The 20,690-nt window shown below is 61.0% G+C and carries 18 protein-coding genes and 3 tRNA genes; 10 read left to right on the top strand and 11 right to left on the bottom strand.

Annotation, left to right across the window (positions count from 1 at the left end; all coding sequences use genetic code 11):
- Nucleotides 1-12: 12 nt before the first annotated feature.
- Nucleotides 13-88, bottom strand: a tRNA-Val gene (locus HBO12_RS16335).
- 200 nt (nucleotides 89-288) lie between these two features.
- Between HBO12_RS16335 and HBO12_RS16330 the strand changes: the two genes are divergently transcribed.
- The 3 genes from HBO12_RS16330 (at nucleotide 289) to HBO12_RS16320 (ending at nucleotide 4,315) form a co-directional block, all read left to right on the top strand.
- Nucleotides 289-807 (top strand): sigma-70 family RNA polymerase sigma factor, encoded by a 519-nt coding sequence (locus tag HBO12_RS16330; protein ID WP_170042669.1) that lies wholly within the window; start codon nucleotides 289-291, stop codon nucleotides 805-807.
- A gap of 7 nt (nucleotides 808-814) precedes the next feature.
- Nucleotides 815-1,798, top strand: a complete 984-nt coding sequence (locus tag HBO12_RS16325) for a FecR family protein (RefSeq protein ID WP_169956843.1) — start codon at nucleotides 815-817, stop codon at nucleotides 1,796-1,798.
- Nucleotides 1,799-1,876: 78 nt separating this feature from the next.
- Complete coding sequence (locus tag HBO12_RS16320; protein WP_170042668.1) at nucleotides 1,877-4,315, top strand: TonB-dependent siderophore receptor; 2,439 nt, start codon at nucleotides 1,877-1,879, stop codon at nucleotides 4,313-4,315.
- 150 nt (nucleotides 4,316-4,465) lie between these two features.
- On the opposite strand, the gene HBO12_RS16315 is transcribed toward HBO12_RS16320, so the two are convergent.
- Both HBO12_RS16315 and HBO12_RS16310 read right to left on the bottom strand, forming a co-directional pair.
- Nucleotides 4,466-4,542, bottom strand: a tRNA-Asp gene (locus tag HBO12_RS16315).
- Nucleotides 4,543-4,561: 19 nt separating this feature from the next.
- Nucleotides 4,562-4,637, bottom strand: a tRNA-Val gene (locus HBO12_RS16310).
- Nucleotides 4,638-4,796: 159 nt separating this feature from the next.
- Between HBO12_RS16310 and rdgC the strand changes: the two genes are divergently transcribed.
- The 3 genes from rdgC (at nucleotide 4,797) to sugE (ending at nucleotide 7,249) form a co-directional block, all read left to right on the top strand.
- The gene (gene rdgC, locus HBO12_RS16305) at nucleotides 4,797-5,717 is read left to right on the top strand and encodes a recombination-associated protein RdgC (protein ID WP_169956841.1); all 921 of its coding nucleotides are present in this window, start codon (nucleotides 4,797-4,799) and stop codon (nucleotides 5,715-5,717) included.
- A gap of 155 nt (nucleotides 5,718-5,872) precedes the next feature.
- A complete protein-coding gene (locus HBO12_RS16300) occupies nucleotides 5,873-6,829 on the top strand; it encodes a bile acid:sodium symporter family protein (RefSeq protein WP_170042667.1) in 957 nt (318 codons plus the stop codon).
- A gap of 105 nt (nucleotides 6,830-6,934) precedes the next feature.
- Nucleotides 6,935-7,249: a quaternary ammonium compound efflux SMR transporter SugE gene (sugE, locus tag HBO12_RS16295; RefSeq protein ID WP_057438900.1), complete on the top strand. Its 315-nt coding sequence runs from the start codon at nucleotides 6,935-6,937 to the stop codon at nucleotides 7,247-7,249.
- Between the two features lie 72 nt (nucleotides 7,250-7,321).
- On the opposite strand, the gene HBO12_RS16290 is transcribed toward sugE, so the two are convergent.
- The 3 genes from HBO12_RS16290 to HBO12_RS16280 form a co-directional block, all read right to left on the bottom strand.
- Nucleotides 7,322-9,196 carry an MFS transporter gene (locus HBO12_RS16290; RefSeq protein WP_169956839.1) on the bottom strand — a complete coding sequence of 625 codons (1,875 nt, stop codon included), beginning with the start codon at nucleotides 9,194-9,196 and terminating at the stop codon, nucleotides 7,322-7,324.
- A 67-nt stretch (nucleotides 9,197-9,263) separates the two neighbouring features.
- Nucleotides 9,264-10,418: a TDT family transporter gene (locus HBO12_RS16285; RefSeq protein WP_170042666.1), complete on the bottom strand. Its 1,155-nt coding sequence runs from the start codon at nucleotides 10,416-10,418 to the stop codon at nucleotides 9,264-9,266.
- Between the two features lie 92 nt (nucleotides 10,419-10,510).
- Nucleotides 10,511-11,695, bottom strand: a complete 1,185-nt coding sequence (locus tag HBO12_RS16280) for an MFS transporter (protein WP_170042665.1) — start codon at nucleotides 11,693-11,695, stop codon at nucleotides 10,511-10,513.
- A 90-nt stretch (nucleotides 11,696-11,785) separates the two neighbouring features.
- Between HBO12_RS16280 and HBO12_RS16275 the strand changes: the two genes are divergently transcribed.
- Nucleotides 11,786-12,331, top strand: coding sequence for a TetR/AcrR family transcriptional regulator (locus HBO12_RS16275; protein WP_170042664.1), 546 nt, complete (start codon nucleotides 11,786-11,788; stop codon nucleotides 12,329-12,331).
- A gap of 137 nt (nucleotides 12,332-12,468) precedes the next feature.
- On the opposite strand, the gene HBO12_RS16270 is transcribed toward HBO12_RS16275, so the two are convergent.
- The 4 genes from HBO12_RS16270 to HBO12_RS16255 all read right to left on the bottom strand — a co-directional run bounded on the left by HBO12_RS16270 (nucleotide 12,469) and on the right by HBO12_RS16255 (nucleotide 15,632).
- Nucleotides 12,469-13,248, bottom strand: coding sequence for an ABC transporter permease (locus tag HBO12_RS16270; protein ID WP_169956835.1), 780 nt, complete (start codon nucleotides 13,246-13,248; stop codon nucleotides 12,469-12,471).
- Nucleotides 13,245-14,177: an ABC transporter ATP-binding protein gene (locus tag HBO12_RS16265; RefSeq protein ID WP_169956834.1), complete on the bottom strand. Its 933-nt coding sequence runs from the start codon at nucleotides 14,175-14,177 to the stop codon at nucleotides 13,245-13,247. Before HBO12_RS16265 ends, HBO12_RS16270 begins: the two co-directional genes overlap by 4 nt.
- Nucleotides 14,178-14,311: 134 nt before the next feature.
- Nucleotides 14,312-14,929 (bottom strand): glutathione S-transferase family protein, encoded by a 618-nt coding sequence (locus tag HBO12_RS16260; protein ID WP_169956833.1) that lies wholly within the window; start codon nucleotides 14,927-14,929, stop codon nucleotides 14,312-14,314.
- 43 nt (nucleotides 14,930-14,972) lie between these two features.
- A complete protein-coding gene (locus HBO12_RS16255; protein ID WP_169956832.1) occupies nucleotides 14,973-15,632 on the bottom strand; it encodes a transglutaminase-like domain-containing protein in 660 nt (219 codons plus the stop codon).
- 202 nt (nucleotides 15,633-15,834) lie between these two features.
- Between HBO12_RS16255 and HBO12_RS16250 the strand changes: the two genes are divergently transcribed.
- Both HBO12_RS16250 and HBO12_RS16245 read left to right on the top strand, forming a co-directional pair.
- A complete protein-coding gene (locus HBO12_RS16250) occupies nucleotides 15,835-18,282 on the top strand; it encodes an acyl-CoA dehydrogenase (RefSeq protein ID WP_170042663.1) in 2,448 nt (815 codons plus the stop codon).
- Nucleotides 18,283-18,358: 76 nt separating this feature from the next.
- Nucleotides 18,359-18,766, top strand: a complete 408-nt coding sequence (locus tag HBO12_RS16245) for a PA2817 family protein (RefSeq protein ID WP_099168779.1) — start codon at nucleotides 18,359-18,361, stop codon at nucleotides 18,764-18,766.
- Between the two features lie 158 nt (nucleotides 18,767-18,924).
- Here the strand turns inward: HBO12_RS16245 and HBO12_RS16240 are convergent, their stop codons facing one another.
- Nucleotides 18,925-19,857, bottom strand: a complete 933-nt coding sequence (locus HBO12_RS16240; RefSeq protein WP_170042662.1) for a LysR family transcriptional regulator — start codon at nucleotides 19,855-19,857, stop codon at nucleotides 18,925-18,927.
- 90 nt (nucleotides 19,858-19,947) lie between these two features.
- On the opposite strand from HBO12_RS16240, the gene HBO12_RS16235 reads away from it, so the two are divergent.
- On the top strand, nucleotides 19,948-20,574 hold the full coding sequence (locus HBO12_RS16235) for an alanyl-tRNA editing protein (RefSeq protein WP_170042661.1): 627 nt from the start codon (nucleotides 19,948-19,950) through the stop codon (nucleotides 20,572-20,574).
- Nucleotides 20,575-20,690: the final 116 nt, after the last annotated feature.

The following is a 20,690-nucleotide window of genomic DNA, read 5'->3' as shown; positions in this document are numbered from 1 at the left end:
CATTGGACGTAATGGTGGGTGATGACGGGATCGAACCGCCGACCCTCTGCTTGTAAGGCAGATGCTCTCCCAGCTGAGCTAATCACCCTTTACGTTCGGTGCGGGGCGCATCATATACGAAAAATCCGCAATGTGTTGATTTAAATGCAATTTATTTGAAATATCTTTTCGCCGGCAGCCAACAGCCCGCAAACCTGCGCTTTTAGCGGGTAAACGCGAGTCTATTGCGTTTACCCTGCCCCGGGGCCACAATTAGAAACCATTCTCAATAACACCTGAGCCACGCCTATGTCTGTGGGTGAACCGCCATTCCAACGGGAAATAACCCAGCTCTACAGCGAGCATCATGGCTGGCTGCTCACCTGGCTGCGGCGCAAGCTGGGCTGCCGGCAGAATGCCGCCGACCTGGCACAGGACACGTTCGCACGTATCCTCAATACCCGTGAATCGGTGGCGACGATCCGCGAACCCCGGGCCTACTTGAGCACTACCGCGCGGCGGCTGATTATCGACCAGGCCCGGCGCAAACAGATTGAGCAAGCCTATCTGCAAGAGTTGGCCCTGACGGTGGACGCGCTCGAAGGTTTCCAGTCGCCGGAGCAGATCCACACCACCCTGGAAGCCCTGGAACAGATCGCGTTTATCCTTGAAGGCATGCATGAGTATTCGCGCCAGGCGTTTGTGCTGTATTACCTCGAAGAACTGACTCAGCAGCAGATCGCCCGGCAACTCAAGCTCTCGGAACGCACCGTGCGCAAATACCTGATCCTGGCCCTGGTGCATTGCGGCCACAGTATGGACACCTGAGCCACCTATGCCCGACGCCCGCCAACAGATCGAAGAACAAGCCGCCGAGTGGATGCTGCGCCTGCATGAAGGTGAGCTGAGCGAAGCGCAGCGCCTGGCGTTCGAGTGCTGGAAGCAACAAGGCCCGCACTACGCCGCCGCTGCCGCACGCATGGAGGCGGTGATTTCGCGGATGCAGGCCCTGCGCGGGAAAAAGGCACCGGCACGGGCGGCGCTGAATGCGGCGTTCGCCACCCAGCAATCGCGCCGCAGCAAACGCACCGTGCGCACCCTGTTGCTGCTGTGCAGCCTGGCAGTGCCTGCGGCGGCGCTGTTGGTCAGCCCGTATCCGCAGCGCTGGATGGCCGATGTGCGCAACGGCCCCGGCCAGTGGCAGACCCTGCGCCTGGCGGACGGCTCGGCACTGAGCCTCAATGGCATCAGCGCGGCCAACCTGCATTTCGACGCCACGCAGCGGCGCATCGAACTGCTGCAAGGCGAGATCCTGGTGGAGGTGGCCCACGATCAGGCGCGGCCGTTTATCGTGCAGACCGCCCAAGGCAGCATGCGCGCACTGGGCACGCGGTTTGTGGTCAAGCGCGAGGGCGACAGCACCGTGCTGAGCATGCTCGAATCCCGCGTGGCCGCCCACAGCGCCGATGCCCGGCAGACCCTGGAAGTCGCCGCCGGCTCCCAGGCCCTGATCAATGCCGACAGCGTACGCCTGACCGGCAGCATCGACCCGTCCAGCATCAACGAAGCCTGGCGCCGCCATCAACTGGTGGTGGAAAACCGGCCATTGCCCGAGGTGCTGGATGAAATCTCCCGGCATCGGTCCGGCCGCCTGCAGTTTGATCGCGCCGCCCTGCAAAGCCTGCGCGTGTCGGCCGTGATCCCCCTGGATGACAGCGACCACGCCCTGCAACTGCTGGCGCAAACCCTGCCGATAACCGTGCAAACCTATACCCCCTGGCTGGTCGTGGTGAACCCGGCCAACACCGCCAATAAATAATTATTCGCATTTGCTTCCGGTTTTTGTGCAGTTGCCCGTCAAGCAAGGTAATTCGACACCTAAAGGATTGCCTTCACCATGCACACCCCTTCCTACCCGCGTGGGCGCTTTGGCCTGCTGAGAAGTGCACCGTTTGCCCTGGCCGTGCTCGCCGCCACCGTTGGCGCCCTGCACATCAACCTGGCCCAGGCGGATACGGCCAGCACCGCCGCCCAGGTGTACAACATTCCTGCCGGGCCCCTGGGCAGCTCGCTCAACCGCTTTGCCCAGCAGGCCGGCGTGGCGATTGTGTTCCAGTCCCGCGAGCTGCAAGGCCTCGATGGCCCGGGCCTGCAAGGCAGCTACGGGATCCAGGACGGTTTCGACCGGCTGCTGCAGGGCAGCGGCTACGTCGCGGTAAAGGGCGACCAGGTGTATGCGCTGCAATCCGCGCCGACTGCCAGCAACGGCAGCATGGAACTGGGCCCGACCCAGGTCACCGGCAACCAGTTGGGTAACGTCACCGAAGACAGCGGGTCCTACACCCCCGGCAGCATCGCCACCGCCACGCGCCTGGTGCTGACGCCCAAGGAAACCCCGCAGTCCGTCAGCGTCGTTACGCGCCAGCACATGGACGACTTCGGCCTGAACAACGTCGACGATGTGATGCGCCATACCCCGGGCATCACCGTGTCGGCCTTCGACAGCGAGCGCAGCAACTACTACGCCCGTGGTTTTTCGATCAATAACTTCCAGTACGACGGCATTCCTTCGACGGCGCGCAACGTTGCCTATTCGGCGGGCAATACCCTGAGCGACATGGCGATCTACGACCGCGTCGAAGTGCTCAAGGGCGCCACCGGCCTGCTCACCGGCGCCGGCTCCCTGGGCGCGACGATCAACCTGGTGCGCAAGAAGCCCACCGCCGATTTCAAGGGGCATGCCACCCTCGGCGCCGGTTCCTGGGACAACTACCGCAGCGAACTGGACGTCAGCGGCCCGCTGACCGAGAGCGGTAATGTGCGTGGCCGGGCGGTCGCGGCCTACCAGGACAAGCAATCGTTCATGGACCACTACTCGCGCAAGAGCCCGACGTACTACGGCATCATGGAATTCGACCTGTCGCCGGACACCCTGCTGACCGTCGGCGGCGATTATCAGGATACGTTGCCCAAGGGCTCTTCCTGGTCAGGCAGCTTCCCGCTGATCAACTCCAAGGGCGAGCGCAACAAGGTCAAGCGCTCGTTCAACAACGCCGCCGACTGGAGCAGTTGGGAGCAATACACCCGCACCGTGTTCGCCATGCTCGAGCATGACCTGGGCAACGGCTGGGTGACCAAGTTGCAACTGGACCACAAGATCAACGGTTACCACGCGCTGATGGGTTCGATCCAGGGCGACCAGCCGCAGCCGGACGGCACCGCACAACTCACCTCAGGCAAGTACACCGGGGAAACAGTCAGCGATTCCGCCGACCTGTACGTGAGTGGCCCGTTCAGCCTGGGCGGGCGCGAGCATGAACTGGTGCTGGGCGGCTCCATCAGCGCCTCCGAATGGAAAGGCAAAGGCTATTGGAACCTCAGCCCAAACATCGTCGACTTCAATAACTGGCACGGCCACGCCGCCATCCCGGACTGGGGCAATGCCCAATCCCTGACCGACGACACCGTGCGCCAGACTGGCGCCTATGTGACCACTCGCCTGAACCTGGCCGATGACCTCAAGCTGTTGCTGGGTGGGCGAGTGGTCAACTACCAGGTCACGGGCTATAACCCCAACTATCGCGAGTCCGGGCGATTCGTGCCGTACGTCGGCGCTGTGTATGACTTGAACGACACCTACTCGGTGTACGCCAGCTACACCGATATCTTCATGCCCCAGGAAAACTACAACCGCGACCGGGATAACAAGCTGCTTGAGCCCGATGAAGGCCAGAACTGGGAATTGGGCGTGAAAGCCGACTTCCTCGATGGCCGGGTGAACGCCAGCGCGGCGTACTTTGAAATCCATGAGTCCAATCGCGCGCTGTCGGATGACGCCTACAACAATCAGACGCCGATCCCATCCAACTATGCCTATAAGAGCAGCAAGGCCGTGACCAAGGGCTACGAAGTGGAGATGTCCGGTGAGATCGCCCCCGGCTGGCAGCTCCAGGCCGGCTACACCCACAAGATCGTGCGCGATGACAAGGACGTGAAGATCTCCACGTTCGAGCCTGAAGACCAGGTCAAGCTGTACACCACCTACAAGCTCAAGGGCGACCTCGACAAGTTGACCGTCGGCGGCGGCGTGCGCTGGCAGAGCGTGGGTTGGCAGGATATCTACAACACCCCGCATAACGGGTATGAAGAGTTTTCCCAGCAAGCCTACTGGCTGGTGGACCTGATGACCCGTTACCAGGTCACCAAAAATCTGTCGGCGACACTGAACGTCAACAACATCTTCGACAAGTCCTACTACACCAACATCGGCTTCTATAACTCGGCAGCCTACGGTGAACCACGTAACTTCATGGTCACTACGCGCTGGGATTTCTAAGCGCCCCATAAAAAACGCCCCCGGTCATCGGAAATGATCGGGGGCGTTTTTATGAGCGGGGATTTTCGCAAACCCCAGACAGCAAAAAGCCCGCTCGATGAGCGGGCTTTCTGTGGTGACCTGGCGTTCAGTGTTCCAGGTTACCGAATATGGCGCAGCGGACGGGACTCGAACCCGCGACCCCCGGCGTGACAGGCCGGTATTCTAACCGACTGAACTACCGCTGCGCGTAACACATGAAGCGAATGGTGGGTGATGACGGGATCGAACCGCCGACCCTCTGCTTGTAAGGCAGATGCTCTCCCAGCTGAGCTAATCACCCTTCGTTTCGGTGTGGCGCGCATTCTACGGAGCGACCATAAGTCTGGCAAGCACTTTCTTAAATCTTTTTTTTCAGCCCTTCCAATGGCTTAGGCAGGGTTGGCCTCAGGCCCTATCAAGAGAATAATGCCCCACTTTGTATAAAGGAGAGACTCACCCCATGTGGTTCAAGAACCTGCTTATCTATCGCCTGACCCAAGATCTGCCTGTTGATGCCGAGGCGTTGGAAGCTGCAATGGCCACCAAACCGGCGCGCCCTTGTGCAAGCCAGGAGTTGACCACTTACGGTTTCGTCGCGCCTTTTGGTAAAGGTGAAGACGCGCCCCTGGTGCACGTCAGCGGTGACTTCCTGCTGATCGCTGCGCGCAAGGAAGAACGTATCCTGCCCGGCAGCGTGGTGCGTGACGCGGTCAAGGAAAAGGTCGAAGAGATCGAAGCCGAGCAAATGCGCAAGGTCTATAAAAAGGAACGGGACCAGATCAAGGATGAAATCATCCAGGCCTTCCTGCCCCGCGCCTTTATCCGTCGTTCGTCGACCTTTGCTGCCATCGCACCGAAACAGGGCCTGATCCTGGTCAACTCGGCCAGCCCCAAGCGCGCCGAAGACCTGCTGTCGACCCTGCGTGAAGTGATCGGCACCCTGCCAGTACGCCCGCTGACTGTGAAAACCGCGCCAACCGCAATCATGACCGACTGGGTCACCACCCAGAAGCCGGCCGCTGACTTCTTCGTGCTCGACGAATGCGAACTGCGCGACACCCACGAAGACGGCGGCATCGTGCGCTGCAAGCGCCAGGACCTGACCGGCGAAGAAATCCAGCTGCACCTGACCACCGGCAAGGTCGTGACCCAACTGTCCCTGGCCTGGCAGGACAAGCTGTCGTTCATGCTCGACGACAAAATGACCGTCAAGCGCCTGAAGTTCGAGGACCTGCTGCAAGACCAGGCCGAACAGGACGGCGGCGACGAGGCCCTGGGCCAACTGGATGCAAGCTTTACCCTGATGATGCTGACCTTCGGCGACTTCCTGCCGGCACTGGTGGAAGCATTGGGCGGCGAAGAGACCCCGCAAGGCATCTAAAACAGGCACGTTCAATGTAGGAGCTGGCTTGCCTGCGATGGCGGTGTATCAGTTACAGAGTGAGTCACTAACTGACATACCGCTATCGCTGGCAAGCCAGCTCCTACGGTTGATGGGGTTGCCAGTTCCAGCACTCTAATAATAAGGACATCACCATGCGCGCACTCGCCGCCTTGAGCCGCTTCGTCGGCAATACCTTCGCCTACTGGGTGCTGATTTTTGCCGTAGTCGCGTTCCTGCAGCCCAGCTGGTTTATCGGCCTGAAAAGCGCCATCGTGCCGCTGCTGGGCCTGGTGATGTTCGGCATGGGCCTGACCCTCAAACTTGAAGATTTCGCTGAGGTCGCACGCCATCCGTGGCGCGTGGCCCTGGGTGTGGTCGCGCACTTTGTGATCATGCCGGGGGTGGCCTGGTTGCTGTGCCAGGCCTTCCAACTGCCACCGGAAATCGCCGTCGGCGTGATCCTGGTCGGCTGCTGCCCAAGCGGTACCTCGTCCAACGTCATGACCTGGCTGGCCCGGGGCGACCTGGCGCTGTCGGTGGCCATCGCCGCCGTCACCACCCTCCTCGCCCCGCTGCTCACCCCGGCGCTGATCTGGCTGCTGGCTTCGGCGTGGCTACCGGTGTCGTTCATGGAGCTGTTCTGGTCGATCCTGCAAGTGGTACTGCTGCCCATCGTGCTTGGGGTATTGGCACAACGCCTGCTGGGTGATCGGGTGCGGCATGCCGTTGATGTGCTGCCACTGGTGTCGGTGGTCAGCATCGTGATTATCGTCGCGGCTGTGGTCGCAGCGAGCCAGGCGAAGATTGCCGAATCGGGTCTGCTGATCATGGCGGTGGTGATGCTGCACAACAGCTTCGGCTACTTGCTCGGTTACTTCACCGGCCGCGTGTTCAAGTTGCCACTGGCCCAGCGCAAGTCGTTGGCGCTGGAAGTGGGCATGCAGAACTCGGGGCTGGGCGCCGCACTGGCCAGTGCGCATTTTTCGCCACTGGCAGCGGTGCCCAGTGCGCTGTTCAGCGTCTGGCACAATATTTCCGGGGCGCTGTTGTCGACGTATTTCCGCCGGATGAGCGAGAAGGAAGATCGCAAGGCCCTTGCCGAAACTTGATCGGGTGCTGGCTTTTCGGCACTCTACCCATCTTCGCGGGGACGACCCCGCGACTCGTTCGAGCATTAATCCGGGGACGACCCCACTTCTAAAAGGAAGGTCAATATGTCCTGGGTCATTCTGTTTTTCGCCGGGTTGTTTGAAGTTGGCTGGGCCGTCGGCCTGAAATACACCGACGGCTTCAGCAAACCAATGCCCACCGCCCTGACGATTGCCGCCATGGCCGTCAGCCTCGGCCTGCTGGGGCTGGCGATGAAGGAACTGCCGCTGGGCACCGCCTATGCGATCTGGACCGGGGTCGGTGCAGTGGGCACGGTGATTGCCGGGATTATCCTGTTTGGGGAGTCCATGGCGCTGTTTCGCTTGGCCAGTGTGGCGCTGATTATTGCCGGGTTGATCGGGCTCAAGATTAGCGCCTGATGCTTTTGCCGGCGATGAGGCCCTTGAATCCCGTGATGGATTTTCGGGCGCCATCGCCGGCAAGCCGGGCTCCTACCGGGTGGTGCCACGCAGTGCCAGCACTTGTTCCTGCAAAGCCTGTGGCGTCGCCTGCTCCACTGCCAACGGCGGCCCCGCCACCAACGTCACCCGCGACCAGATCCGGTGAAAGATCCCCTTGTTCGGATCGCGGCTGAAAAAGCTCCCCCACAACCCCTGCAACGCCATGGGAATCACCGGTACCGGCGTTTCCTCGAGAATCCGCGTCACGCCACTCTTGAACTCATTGATCTCACCGTCGCCGGTCAACTTGCCTTCCGGGAAGATGCACACCAGCTCGCCGTCCTTCAGGTATTGGCTGATGCGCTGGAAGGCCTTTTCGTAGATCTCCAGGTCTTCATGGCGCCCGGCAATCGGAATGGTGCCGGCCGTGCGGAAGATAAAGTTGAGCACCGGCAGGCGGTAGATCTTGTAATACATCACAAAGCGAATCGGCCGACGCACCGCGCCGCCAATCAGCAGTGCATCGACAAACGACACATGGTTGCACACCAGCAACGCCGCGCCTTCGTCCGGGATGTGTTGCAGGTCGCGATGCTGCACGCGGTACATGGAGTGGCCGAGCAGCCAGATCATGAAGCGCATGGTGAACTCGGGAACAATCCTGAAGATGTAGGTGTTGACCGCGATATTAAGCAGCGACACCACCAGGAACAGCTCGGGGATCGACAGCTTGGCCACGCTCAGCAGCAGGATGGTGACAATCGCCGATACCACCATGAACAGCGCATTGAGAATATTGTTGGCAGCGATCACCCGCGCCCGCTCGTTTTCAGCGGTACGCGACTGGATCAAGGCATACAGCGGCACGATATAGAAACCGCCGAACACCCCCAGGCCAAGGATATCGATCAACACCCACCAGGCCTGGCCGTAACCCAACACCGCCAGCCAATCGTTGGCCTGGACGTTCTGCGGGAAGCCGCCAGAATGCCACCACAGCAACAGGCCAAACACCGTCAGGCCGAATGACCCGAAGGGCACCAGGCCGATTTCCACCTTACGCCCGGAGAGTTTTTCGCAGAGCATCGAGCCCAACGCGATACCGACCGAGAACACCGTGAGGATCAGGGTCACCACGGTCTCATCGCCATACAGCCACTCTTTGGCGTAGGCCGGGATTTGCGTGAGGTAGATCGCCCCGACAAACCAGAACCACGAGTTGCCGACAATCGAGCGCGACACCGCGGGTGTCTGCCCCAGGCCCAGGCGCAAGGTGGCCCAGGATTGGCTGAAGATATTCCAGTCCAGGCGCATCTGGGGGCTGGACGCCGCGGCGCGCGGGATCGCCCGGCTGGCCAGGTAGCCCAGCACGGCAATCGCGACAATCGCCGTGGACACCACCGGCGCGTAGTGCGCAGAGGACATCATCACCCCAGCGCCGATAGTCCCGGCGAGGATTGCCAGGAACGTGCCCATTTCCACCAGGCCGTTACCGCCCACCAACTCCTCTTCATGCAGCGCTTGCGGCATGATCGAGTACTTCACCGGGCCAAACAGCGCCGAGTGGGTGCCCATGGCAAACAGCGCCAGCAACATCAGCTCCAGGTGGTTGGTCATAAAGCCCACGGCGCCGATGGCCATGATCACGATCTCGCCGATCTTGATCGCGCGGATCAGCGCATCCTTGTTGAATTTCTCGCCAAACTGCCCGGCAAGGGCCGAGAACAGGAAGAACGGCAGGATAAACAACAAGGCGCAGAGGTTGACCCAGATCGAGCGATCGCCCTCGATGGCCAGCTTGTAGAGAATGGCGAGGATCAACGACTGCTTGAAGATATTGTCGTTGAACGCCCCCAGGGACTGGGTGATGAAGAACGGCAGAAAGCGCCGTTTGCGCAGCAAGGTAAATTGCGAGGGGTGACTCATCGTCCGTGTTCCTGCGTGGCCTGAAGGCTTTATTGATTTTTCAGGCCACGACTTTACCTAATCCCGCTTACTTATTCCCCACCCCTGCAATACACGGTGAAACAAAAAGCTCACCTTTATAGGCGCCCTGCACCGTGCGCTTGCTGACCACCAGCCACATCAGGGCCAGGGCGGCGACCAGCACGCTGCCGGTCACGCTGAAAAATGCCAGGTGCAAGGTACTGCCCAGTTTCAAGGTGGTCAGGGCATACACCCCCAGCGGGAAGGTAAAGCCCCACCAGCCGAGGTTGAATGGAATACCTGCGCGCAGGTAACGCAGGGTGATCAGCACCGCAATCAACATCCACCACAGGCCCAGGCCCCACAGGGTGATGCCGGCGACCAGCCCCAGGCCGGCGGCAATCTCGCCGATGCCGGCAAAGCCATTGGCAGCGAAGATCGCCGGCGCGTCCTGGCCAAGCAGCAACATACCCAGGGCGCCGGTGCCGATCGGGCCAAGGGCCAGCCAGCTCGACGCGGCCATGTTGGCGTGGGGCAGTTTGTGCAGGGCCATGCGCAGCATCAGGATTGTCAGAATGCTGAACGCAACCGGTAGGGAAAATGCCCAGAGTACGTAGCTGGTCACCAGCATCACCAGTTGCGAATGAGCGTCGGCCAGGTGCGGCGCCAACAGGCCACCACTGGCGGCGGCGACTTCGGCCGCCACTACCGGCAGCAGCCAGACGGCTGTCATCTGGTCGATGCTATGTTCCTGGCGTGTAAACATCATGAACGGGATCAACACCCCGCACGCCAGGGCCATGGCCACGTCCAGCCACCACAGGGCCTCAGCCAGTTGCACCACGCCCTCGCCCCAGCGCGGCAGGCCAAACAGCAGCAAGCCGTTGATGATGGTCGCCAGGCCCATGGGAATGGTGCCGAAGAACATCGAGACCGTGGAGTGTCCGAAAATTCGCCGCGCCTCGTGAAAAAACATCACCCAGCGCGCGGCGTATAGGCCGCTGAACAATACAAACAGAACGATCGTCAGCAACCACAACCCTTCGGCGATGGCGTAGACACCCGGCAGTTGCACCGGCACTTGCGCCAGGGCCAACGCCAGCACGCCGGTGCCCATGGTGGCGGCGAACCAGTTGGGGGTGAACTGGCGAATCACTTCCCTGGGAGCGGCGAGATGGCTGAACGGTTTATAGCTGGGGGTGATGCTATTGGGGCACGTCATGGCTTATTCCTCTTCCTCGTATGAGGTTGAGCCCATGATAGAAGCGCAACGAATATCTATATAACGGGTAATATCTCTAACTGTTATCTGTTTTACCTATATACAGCTTTGGCGGATGCTTGCCTCATCAAGCCAATCAAGGCCCCGAGCGCCAGGACGATCAGCACCGCACCGTAGCCGTCGGTGGTTGCGATCAGGCCAAAGCTGCGGGTCAGGTTGCCCGCCAGCAGGGACGGCAGGCAAAACGCCAGGTAACTGAGGACGTAGAACGCCGACATCAACCCGGCCCGCTCATGGGGCAAGGCCAAGGGCACCACACTGCGCACCGCGCCAAGGAACCCCGCGCCAAATCCGCTGCCCGCCACCAGTGTGGCGAGGAAAAACAGTGGCAGGCTGGCGCTGTGAACCGCACCGAGGATCAACGCGACGCCCACGGCCAACAGGCCTGCCCCCAGGCGCAGCACCTTGTCCGCCGGGCGATTGCGCAGGCTGAAAATCATCACCGCGCCGCTCAAGGTCAACACCGCGACCAGGCCGCCACCGATCAGGTTGGAAGTCGATCCGGTTGCCGCCCGCACCAGCGACGGCGCCAGCGACAAGTAGAAACCGCTCATGGCCCACACGGCAATATCCACCGGCAGCGACAGCCACAAGGCCCGGCGCGCCTGGGGCGGCACATGCAGGGTCGGCCATAGCGAGGCCAGCGCGCCCGGCATGCGGCTGACGCTTTCGGGCAGCCGCCACACATACAGGCTCTGCAACAGCAGCAGCGCGAACAAGGCCCAATAGATCAACTGAGTCGGCAGCGGCGCGAACTCCACCAGCAAACTGCTGCCCATGGCGCCGCAGGCCATGCCCAGCAACGGCGCGACACTGTTGACCAACGGGCCCTGCTGACGGTCGGTGTCGAGCAACGCAGCGCCAAGCACAGCGGTGGCCATGCCTGTGGCAAACCCCTGCAAGGTTCGGGCGGCGATCAGCCAGGCGACACTGTCGGCGTAGATAAACAGCAGCATCGCCAGCATATTCAGCACCAGCGCGGCAAAGATCACCGGCTTGCGCCCCAGGTAATCCGACAGTGAACCGACGGTCAACAACGCGGCCAGCAGGCTCAAGGCATAGACACCGAAGATCAGGGTTAGGGTGCCTGCGGAAAAGTGCAGGCCCTCCTGGTAAAGGTGATACAACGGCGTCGGCGCGCTGGAGGCGGCAAGAAACGTCAGCAAGGTGATCGCCAGGAACACCAGGCTGGAACGATGAGAAGTGACGCTGGACATGGGCACGCTCCGCTAAAGCTAATATTTTGCTTTTGTGCAGTGTGCTACTGGGTCGCGCTTAAAGCAAATTCTTTGTGTTAAGGTTTTGGCATGGCGATAAAAGAAGGCCTCCGCCCGGGGGGCCGTAGTGCCCGGGTACAAGAATCGGTTCATTCGGCGGTGCGCCAGCTACTGCAGGAGCAAGAGCGCGCCAGCGTGACGGTGCCGCAGATCGCCGCACGCGCGGGAGTCACACCGTCGACCATCTACCGGCGCTGGGGCGACCTCGCCGCCCTGCTCGCCGACGTCGCCCTGGCCCGCATGCGTCCCGACAGTGAACCGGCCGACACCGGCAGCCTGCGCGGCGACCTGCAAGCCTGGGCCGAACAATACCTGGATGAGATGAGCTCGGAACCGGGGCGCAACATGATGCGCGACGTACAGTGCAGCCAGACGCCGGGGTACTGCGTGACGATTCTGGGTGGGCAACTGCAGGTAATCCTGGATCGTTACCAAGGTAGCGGCCAGGCATTGCCCAGCGTAGATCGGTTGATCAATCTGCTGGCGGCGCCGACGGTGTTTCGAATTTTGTTTGGCGCTGCGCCGATGCGGGTTGAGGAGCTGCATGAGCTGATCGAGATTGCGCTGCTCACCTGACCCAACTGTGTGTGTGGGCTTGTGTGGGAGCGGGCTTGCCCGCGATAGCGGCGGGTCAGTTAAAGAGGTATTGACTGACACTCTGCTATCGCGGGCAAGCCCGCTCCTACACAAGCCCACACATATTTAGACCTGGCTCAGGTACGCATCCCACGCCCACTCACCAGCAACCGCGCGCACCCGATATACAACACCACCGTCGCCGCGATCATGAACGTAATCGCCACGCTGATCTTGATATCCGACACCCCAAGAATCCCGTAGCGGAACGCGTTGACCATATGCAGCACCGGGTTGGCCATCGACACGGTCTGCCAGAACGGCGGCAGCAAGGTAATCGAATAAAACACCCCACCCAGGTAAGTCAGCGGCGTCAGCACAAAGGTCGGGATGATCGAGATGTCATCGAAGTTGCGCGCGAACACTGCGTTGATAAAGCCCAGCAGCGAGAAGATCGTCGCCGTCAGCACCACCACCAGGATGGTCACCCCCAGGTGATGCACCTGCAGGTCGGTGAAGAACATCGACAGCACCGTCACGATCGCCCCGACCATCAAGCCGCGCAGTACGCCGCCCAGGGTGTAGCCGATCAGGATGGTGTGCGGCGACACCGGTGACACCATCAGTTCCTCAATGGAGCGCTGGAACTTGCTGCCAAAGAAGCTCGACACCACGTTGCCATAGGAGTTGGTGATCACCGACATCATGATCAACCCCGGCACGATGTATTCCATGTAGGTGAAGCCGCCCATATCGCCAATCTGCCGGCCGATCAGGTTCCCGAAGATCACGAAGTACAGGACCATGGTGATCGCTGGCGGCAGCAGGGTTTGCGGCCAGATGCGCATGAAGCGCTTCACTTCGCGGTAGACGATGGTGTTGAGCGCTACCAGGTTGGGTTGGAACTCAGAACTCATACCGCCACCTTCGCCAGATTTTTCTCCACCAGGGACACGAACAGCTCCTCAAGGCGATTGGTTTTGTTACGCAGGCTCAACACTTCAATGTTCTGCAACGCCAACTGGCTGAACAGCGCGGTGATGCCCACGGCTTTATCGACCTGGACTTCCAGCGTATGGCTGTCTACCAGGCGGGTTGGGTAGCCGATCAGTTGCGGAGGCACCGACAGGTTGTTCTTCAGGTCGAGCAGGAACGTCTCCACATGCAACTGGCCCAGCAGGTTGCGCATGCTGGTGTTCTCGACAATGGTGCCGTGGTCAATGATGCCGATGTTGCGGCACAACTGTTCAGCCTCTTCCAGGTAGTGGGTGGTGAGGATGATGGTGATGCCTTTCTGGTTCAGTTCGGTGAGGAAGGTCCACATCGAGCGCCGCAATTCGATGTCCACCCCTGCCGTCGGTTCGTCGAGGATCAGCAGGCGTGGCTCGTGCACCAAGGCACGGGCGATCATCAGGCGCCGCTTCATGCCGCCGGACAGCGAGCGTGATGGCACGTCGCGCTTGTCCCACAACCCCAGCTGGGTCAGGTATTGCTCGGCGCGCTCCTTGGCGATCTTCGGCGGGATGCCGTAGTAACCGGCCTGGGTCACCACGATATCGAAGGTCTTTTCAAACTGGTTGAAGTTGAACTCCTGGGGCACCACGCCAATGCTGCGCTTGAGCGCGGCCGGGGATTTATCCAGGTCATGGCCAAAGATATTCACCGTGCCACTGGTCTTGTTGACCAGGGTCGACAGAATGCCGATGGTGGTGGATTTGCCGGCACCGTTGGGGCCGAGCAACGCGAAAAAATCACCTTCGGCGACATCCAGATCGATACCACTCAGGGCCTGGAAACCGTTGCCGTAGGTTTTGGTTAGCTGCCGGATGGACAGAGCGGAACTCATATCGGATTACGCACCAAGGAAGGGAATAGAAAGAATAGATAAGGGCGCGCCCTACGTAATACAACTGCGGCGCACGGCGAGCATGGTGCTTGCCCGCGCCGCACAAGTACAGTCACCTGTATTAATAGTCAGTATTAAGTCAACGCGGTCATCACCGCTTTTTGATAGGCCGCACGTTGCTGCAAGCGCTGGTACCACGCCTCCAGGTGGGGCATTGCCGGGCGCTCGATAGGCATCTCGAACCAGGCATAGATAAAGCTGCCCAGGGGAATATCGCCCATGCCGATCTCGGTGCCGGACAGGTAGGGCTGGCCGGCCAGGGCCTGGTCCACGGTTTTCAACACCTCGATACAGGCATTGCGCCCGGCATGGATGCTGTCCCAGTTCTGCCGCTCGGCCGGCGTGCGCAGGATGCCCCAGAACACCGTCTTGAACGGTTCGGCAAAGGTCGAGGTGGTCCAGTCCATCCACTTCTCGGCATTGGCCCGCGCTTGCAGGTCCTTGGGGTACCAGCTCGAGGCCTGCTTGGCGCAGAGGTAGCGCACGATGGTGTTGGATTCCCACAACACGAACTCGCCGTCCTCGATCATCGGCACCCGGCCATTGGGGTTCAACGCCCGGTACTGCGGCGTATCGACCACACCAAAGGCCCCGCCCGCATCAATTGCCTCATAGTCCAGGCCGAGCTCCTCGGCGCACCACAGTGCCTTCCTGACGTTTGACGAATTTTTACGACCCCAGATCCTCAGCATGACCGCCTCCCAGTGGATGAATGCCGGAGCAGCATACGCCGGTTCAGCCGCGACTCAAATCGCTCTGCATATCACCCAACAACTGCGGCGACTGCTCGCCAAACAGGTGCGGGTAACATTTCTTTATGTGGGCAAAGAAGAATGCCTCGGGCACCTCGGCAAACTGTCCATGGTCCACCACATACTCCATGGAGCGCTGGCCCTGGCGGTTGAACGGGTGAAACACACTGTCGTTGATTCCGTCGAAATCCAGGGGCGGCACATCGAACAACTCGCACAGTTGCTGGTTGAACGCCGGTGTGGCCTTGACCCATCGCCCATCCAGGTACAGCTCCGTGTAGCCATGCATGGCGAACACATCACTCTTGAGCAACTCGATCAGGCGCGGCGTCGATAAATGATTGCGCACATCCGCCAGGCCAATACGCGACGGTATGCCGCAATGCCGGGCGCAAGCCGCCAGCAGGGTGGCCTTGGGCACGCAATAGCTCTGGCCCGCTGCCAGGGCGTAGCTGCCACGCAGGGTTTGCGGATCGCGACTGAAGGTGTAAGGGTTGTAGCGCACCGCTTCACGCACGGCGTAATAGAGACTGACTGCCTGGTCACGGGGATCGAGGCTCGAACCTCGATGTTTTTCGGCGAACTCCACCACCGCAGGGTGGTCACTATCGATGAAGCGGCTGGGACTCAAGTACGCATTCATGGGGATTGTCTCCGAGGCGAGCCTGGAGTCTAACCACAGGTCTGACCGAGGGATAACGACGATTCGGCCAAATGTCGGCGCCTGCTGCCTGTGACTGGAGAGCACTTCCCGCCACACCACGTAACACCCTCAGGCACCGCTTTTTCGGATGCCGACTAAGCTCTGAGGGTGCTTCTGCCCCTGGTTTCACGGAGGATTGAATATGCTGTTGTTGTGGATACTGGTTCTGGTGCTCGGCATTGCCTACCTGGCACACCGTCGCACCGCGCCCCTGCCCGCCCTGGGCGTGGTCGCCGTCTATCTGTTGGCGATGGGCGCCTTTAGCCATGCACCGGGCTGGCTGCTGCTGGTGTTCTGGGTCCTGCTGGCGGTAGTCGCCGCACCGCTGCTGCTGCCCGACCTGCGTCGCCAGTACTTCACCGCACCGCTGTTCAACTGGTTCCAGAAAGTACTGCCGCCAATGTCCGAAACCGAGCGCGATGCCATCGACGCCGGTACCGTGTGGTGGGACGGCGAACTGTTCAGCGGCCGCCCCGACTGGGACAAACTGCTGGCCTACCCCAAGGCGCAGTTGACCGAAGAAGAACAGGCCTTTATCGACGGCCCCACCGAAGAGCTGTGCGCCATGGTCACCGACTGGGAAATCGGCCAGGCCATGGACCTGCCGCCAGCGGCCTGGGACCACATCAAGCAACATGGCTTCTTTGCCCTGATCATTCCCAAGGAGTTCGGCGGCAAGGGCTTTTCGGCCTACGCCCACTCCCAGGTGGCGATGAAGTTGGCAACCCGCAGCGGCGACCTCGCCTCCACCGTGATGGTCCCCAACTCCCTGGGCCCGGCCGAACTGCTGCTGCACTACGGCACCGACGAGCAACGCAACCATTACCTGCCGCGCCTGGCCCGTGGCGATGACATCCCGTGCTTTGCCCTGACCGGCCCGCTGGCCGGCTCCGATGCCGGCGCAATGCCCGACACCGGGGTGATCTGCAAAGGCGAATGGGAAGGCAAGGAAACCCTTGGCCTGCGCCTGAACTGGGAAAAACGCTATATCACCCTGGGTCCGGTCGCGACCCTGCTCGGCCTGGCCTTCAAGGCCCATGACCCGGACCACCTGCTGGGGGAAGAAGAAGACTTGGGCATCAGCCTGGCGCTGATCCCTACCGATACTCCCGGCGTGGAAATTGGCCGTCGCCACCTGCCCCTGGGCGCTGCGTTCATGAACGGCCCCAACTCCGGCAAAGACGTGTTCATTCCCCTGGACTTCCTGATCGGCGGCCAGGAGATGCTGGGCAAGGGCTGGATGATGCTGATGAACTGCCTGTCGGTCGGCCGTTCGATCTCCCTGCCAGCAGTGGGCACCGGCGCGGCCAAGTTCACCAGCCTGGTGACCGGCCAGTACGCCCAGGTGCGCGAACAGTTCAACGTGCCACTGTCGGCCTTCGAAGGTATCCAGGAAGCCCTGGCCCGTATTGGCGGCAACGCCTGGCTGATGGACAGCGCGCGGATGCTCACCGCCAATGCCGTCGACCTGGGGGAAAAACCCTCGGTGCTCTCGGCGATCCTCAAGTACCACCTCACCGAGCGCGGCCGCGAGTGCATCAGCCACGCCATGGACGTCCACGGCGGCAAGGGCATCATCATGGGCCCCAACAACTACCTGGGCCGCAGCTGGCAGGGGGCGCCGATCTTCATCACCGTGGAGGGGGCGAATATCCTCTCGCGCAACCTGATGATCTTCGGCCAGGGCGCGATCCGCTGCCACCCGTTCGTGCTCAAGGAAATGGCCCTGGCCGGCCGTGAAGACCGCGACCAGGCGCTCAAGGAGTTCGATGGGCTGCTGATGCAACATATCGGCTTTGCCGTGAGCAACGCCGCCAGCACCCTGGTGTTGAACCTGGGCCTGGGTCACTTCGAAAAAGCCCCGGGCAACCGCTTGAGCCAGGGCTACTTCCGTGCGCTCAACCGCCAGGCTGCCGCGTTCGCCCTGTTGGCGGACCTGAGCATGATGCTGCTGGGCGGCGAGCTGAAGCGTCGTGAACGCCTGTCCGCACGGCTCGGGGATGTACTCAGCCATATGTACCTGGCCTCGGCAGCGCTCAAGCGCTACCACGACCTCGACTCCCCGGACCACCTGGAGCCGCTGTTTGCCTGGGCCATGGAGGAAAGCCTCGGCCAGTCGGAGCGCGCGCTGGATGAGTTGCTCAGCAACTTCCCCAACAAAGTGCTGGGCTGCCTGATGCGAGTCATCGTGTTCCCGTTCGGCCGCCGCCACAAAGGTCCGTCCGATGCATTGGACGCGGAAGTCGCCGCGGTAATTGGCCGGGCCAAGGGCGACCCGACCCTCGAAGAACTGCTGGCTGGCTGCTATCGCCCACAGTCGGCGCAAGATCCAGTCGGCGCCTTGCAACATGCCTACGACCTGCTGGGTGCCAGCCAGCCCCTGCAAAAGAAACTCCACAGCGCCATCAAGAGTGGCCAGGTCAAGCCACGCGCGGGGGAACACGCCATCGAAGCCGCACTCGAGGCTGGCGTGCTGCAACCGGCCGAGGCGCAGACCCTGCGCGACGCGGAAGCAGCGCGGCGCAAGGTGATCGACGTGGATGACTTCAGTAAGGAGGAGTTGGCCCAGGCGCCTGGCAGAGTCCGCTAGTACCGGCGGTCATATAAAAGCGGGCGCGAGAGCTATATACTCTCGCGCCCGTTTTTGCTTTTGAGGACTTACTCTCGTGTCCAACGTCGTTGCCGATCATCTCGTCTTGCTCGACCACCTGCGCAGTATCCTGGTTGCCGTCGGCGAAGCCGAACAGGTTCCAGAGGAAAGCCACGCTTTGTTCCTGGAACGCTTTGATGAACTGCGGGCCATGCTGCCCATCGACCCGATCGAAAGCCAATACCTGGGCCAGGACATGATGAGCCAGGTCATCCTGCGCTACCCACAGATTGCCCATCTGGTACCGCGCGACTTGCTGTGGTTCTTTGGCGGTGACTGCCTGCACTTCATGCCCGATGATGAACTGGACTTGTACCAGGCCCTGGAAGAACGGCGCTTCGAAGCCGAACAGAACGACGAACCGTTCGACTGGAACCAGGAAAAGCAATTGCTGGCCATGTCCAACGACCAGCCCAAGCACTGATCTCAAAAGCACCAAAGATCCAAATGTGGAGCGGGCTTGTCGGATCGACGCATCGCCGCCAAGACGTCGGCCCAGCAAACATTGATGTTGACTGACCCACTGCTTTCGCGAGCAAGCCCGCTCCCACATTAATCCGCTCCACATTCCCGATCGTGCTCCTACCGCCGACGCAATGTGGGCTCCTTAGCCATGCACTCCACCAGATAATCGATGAACACCCGCAGTTTCGGTGGCAGGTAGCGCGTGGGTGAATGCAGCAACCAGGCATCCCCATGGTACGAGGCAATAAAATCCCATTGCGCCAGGACCTGCACCAACCGCCCCTCCTCCAATGCATGCCGCGCAGTGAAATACGGCAAGCTGCCAATTCCCACATCCTGCAACACCGCATCCAACCGCACCCCCGTGTGATTGGCCGCATAACGACCACGCACACCCACCGTCACTGTTTTGCCAGCCTGGCGCAATTTCCAGCGTGCATCCCCAGGGGTTTCGCCCAGGTAAATGCAGCTGTGCTCCAGCAAGTCATGGGGATGCAGCGGCGTTCCGTGGGTGGCCAGATATTGCGGTGTAGCACACAGCAAATGCTCGATCGGCAGTAGCCGGCGCCCTACCAACCCCGGCGGCGGGTTATCGGTGATGCGGATGCTCAGGTCGACATTGTCATCAATCAAATCCACCTGCCGATCTTCGAGGATCAGCTGCACATCGACCTTGGGATAGCGCCGCAGGAACTGCGGCATATGCGGATGCACCACAAACCGCCCGACCGCCTTGGGCACGCTGACCCGTATCAGCCCTTCGGCCTCGTGGGTGTACTGGCCGCTGATTTCCATCACCGAGCGCGCCGCGTTGACCATCTCCTGGCAGCGATTGAAGACTTCTTCGCCACCTTCGCTCAAGCGCAGCTTGCGCGTGGTGCGCTGTAATAGTCGCGTGGCCAGGGCCTGTTCCAGGCGCGAGATGCTGCGGCTCACCGCCGATGGCGAGGTGCCCAGTTGGCGCGCCGCTGCAGAGAAGCTGCCGGCTTCCACCACCTTGACGAAAATCGCCATTTCACCCAGCAGTGGCAAAGGAAGATTGATGCTCATGACGCACAAGTCCATTGAGATTTCAGCGGATTATCACCCATTTGCGCACTACTTATACTGCTGCGTAGACCCCTGATGCGGATGTAGACGATGACCCAGCGCCTGTTTTTTACCCATGACCACCTGGTTGCCGATGTTGATGTGCTGGAGTGCACGCCCCATGAGCAGCAGTTTGCAGTAGTCCTGCAGTCCACTATTTTCCATCCCCAGGGTGGCGGCCAGCCCTTTGATACGGGGTGGCTGGGGGACAGCAACGTATTGAAAGTGGTGCAGGAGGCCGAGCGCATCGTGCACTACGTGGACCAGCCCGTGGCACTTGGCCTCCAGCCAGCTCGGGTCGACGGCCAGCGCCGCGCCCTGCATACACGCCTGCATTCGGCCGGGCATCTGATCGGCAACGCCGGTGAAACCCTGGGCTGGATGCCGATCAAGGCCCACCATTGGCCCGGTGAAGGCAAGATCAGTTTTATCCGTGGGGAATCGGCCCAAGACATAGAAGCCGATGCCTTGCAGGAACAGGTCAACCAGTGGATCGCCGCGGATTTACCGCGCCACATGACACTGGAAAGTGGCTCCCGCGAAGTCGGTTTTGGCGACCTGCCGCCCTACGCCTGCGGCGGCACTCATGTGCAAGCCCTGGCCCAAGTCGGCCAGGTCACGATCCTCGGCCTGTCGGAGAAAAAGGGCACGCTGTCGGTGCGCTATAGCCTGGACTGACAGGTGGATGGCAGGCGGCGTTTTCTTATCGAGATCGGACATCACCCCGCAAGGGGCTCCCCTCCTGCTTGTGGGTGATGCTAGTGTGTGAAAATGTTTCCGACAAAAAAATAGGA

The sequence above is a fragment of the Pseudomonas sp. WS 5059 genome (genome assembly GCF_012985525.1).
Lineage (GTDB): Bacteria > Pseudomonadota > Gammaproteobacteria > Pseudomonadales > Pseudomonadaceae > Aquipseudomonas.
This window is presented reverse-complemented; position numbering and strand designations above follow the sequence as displayed.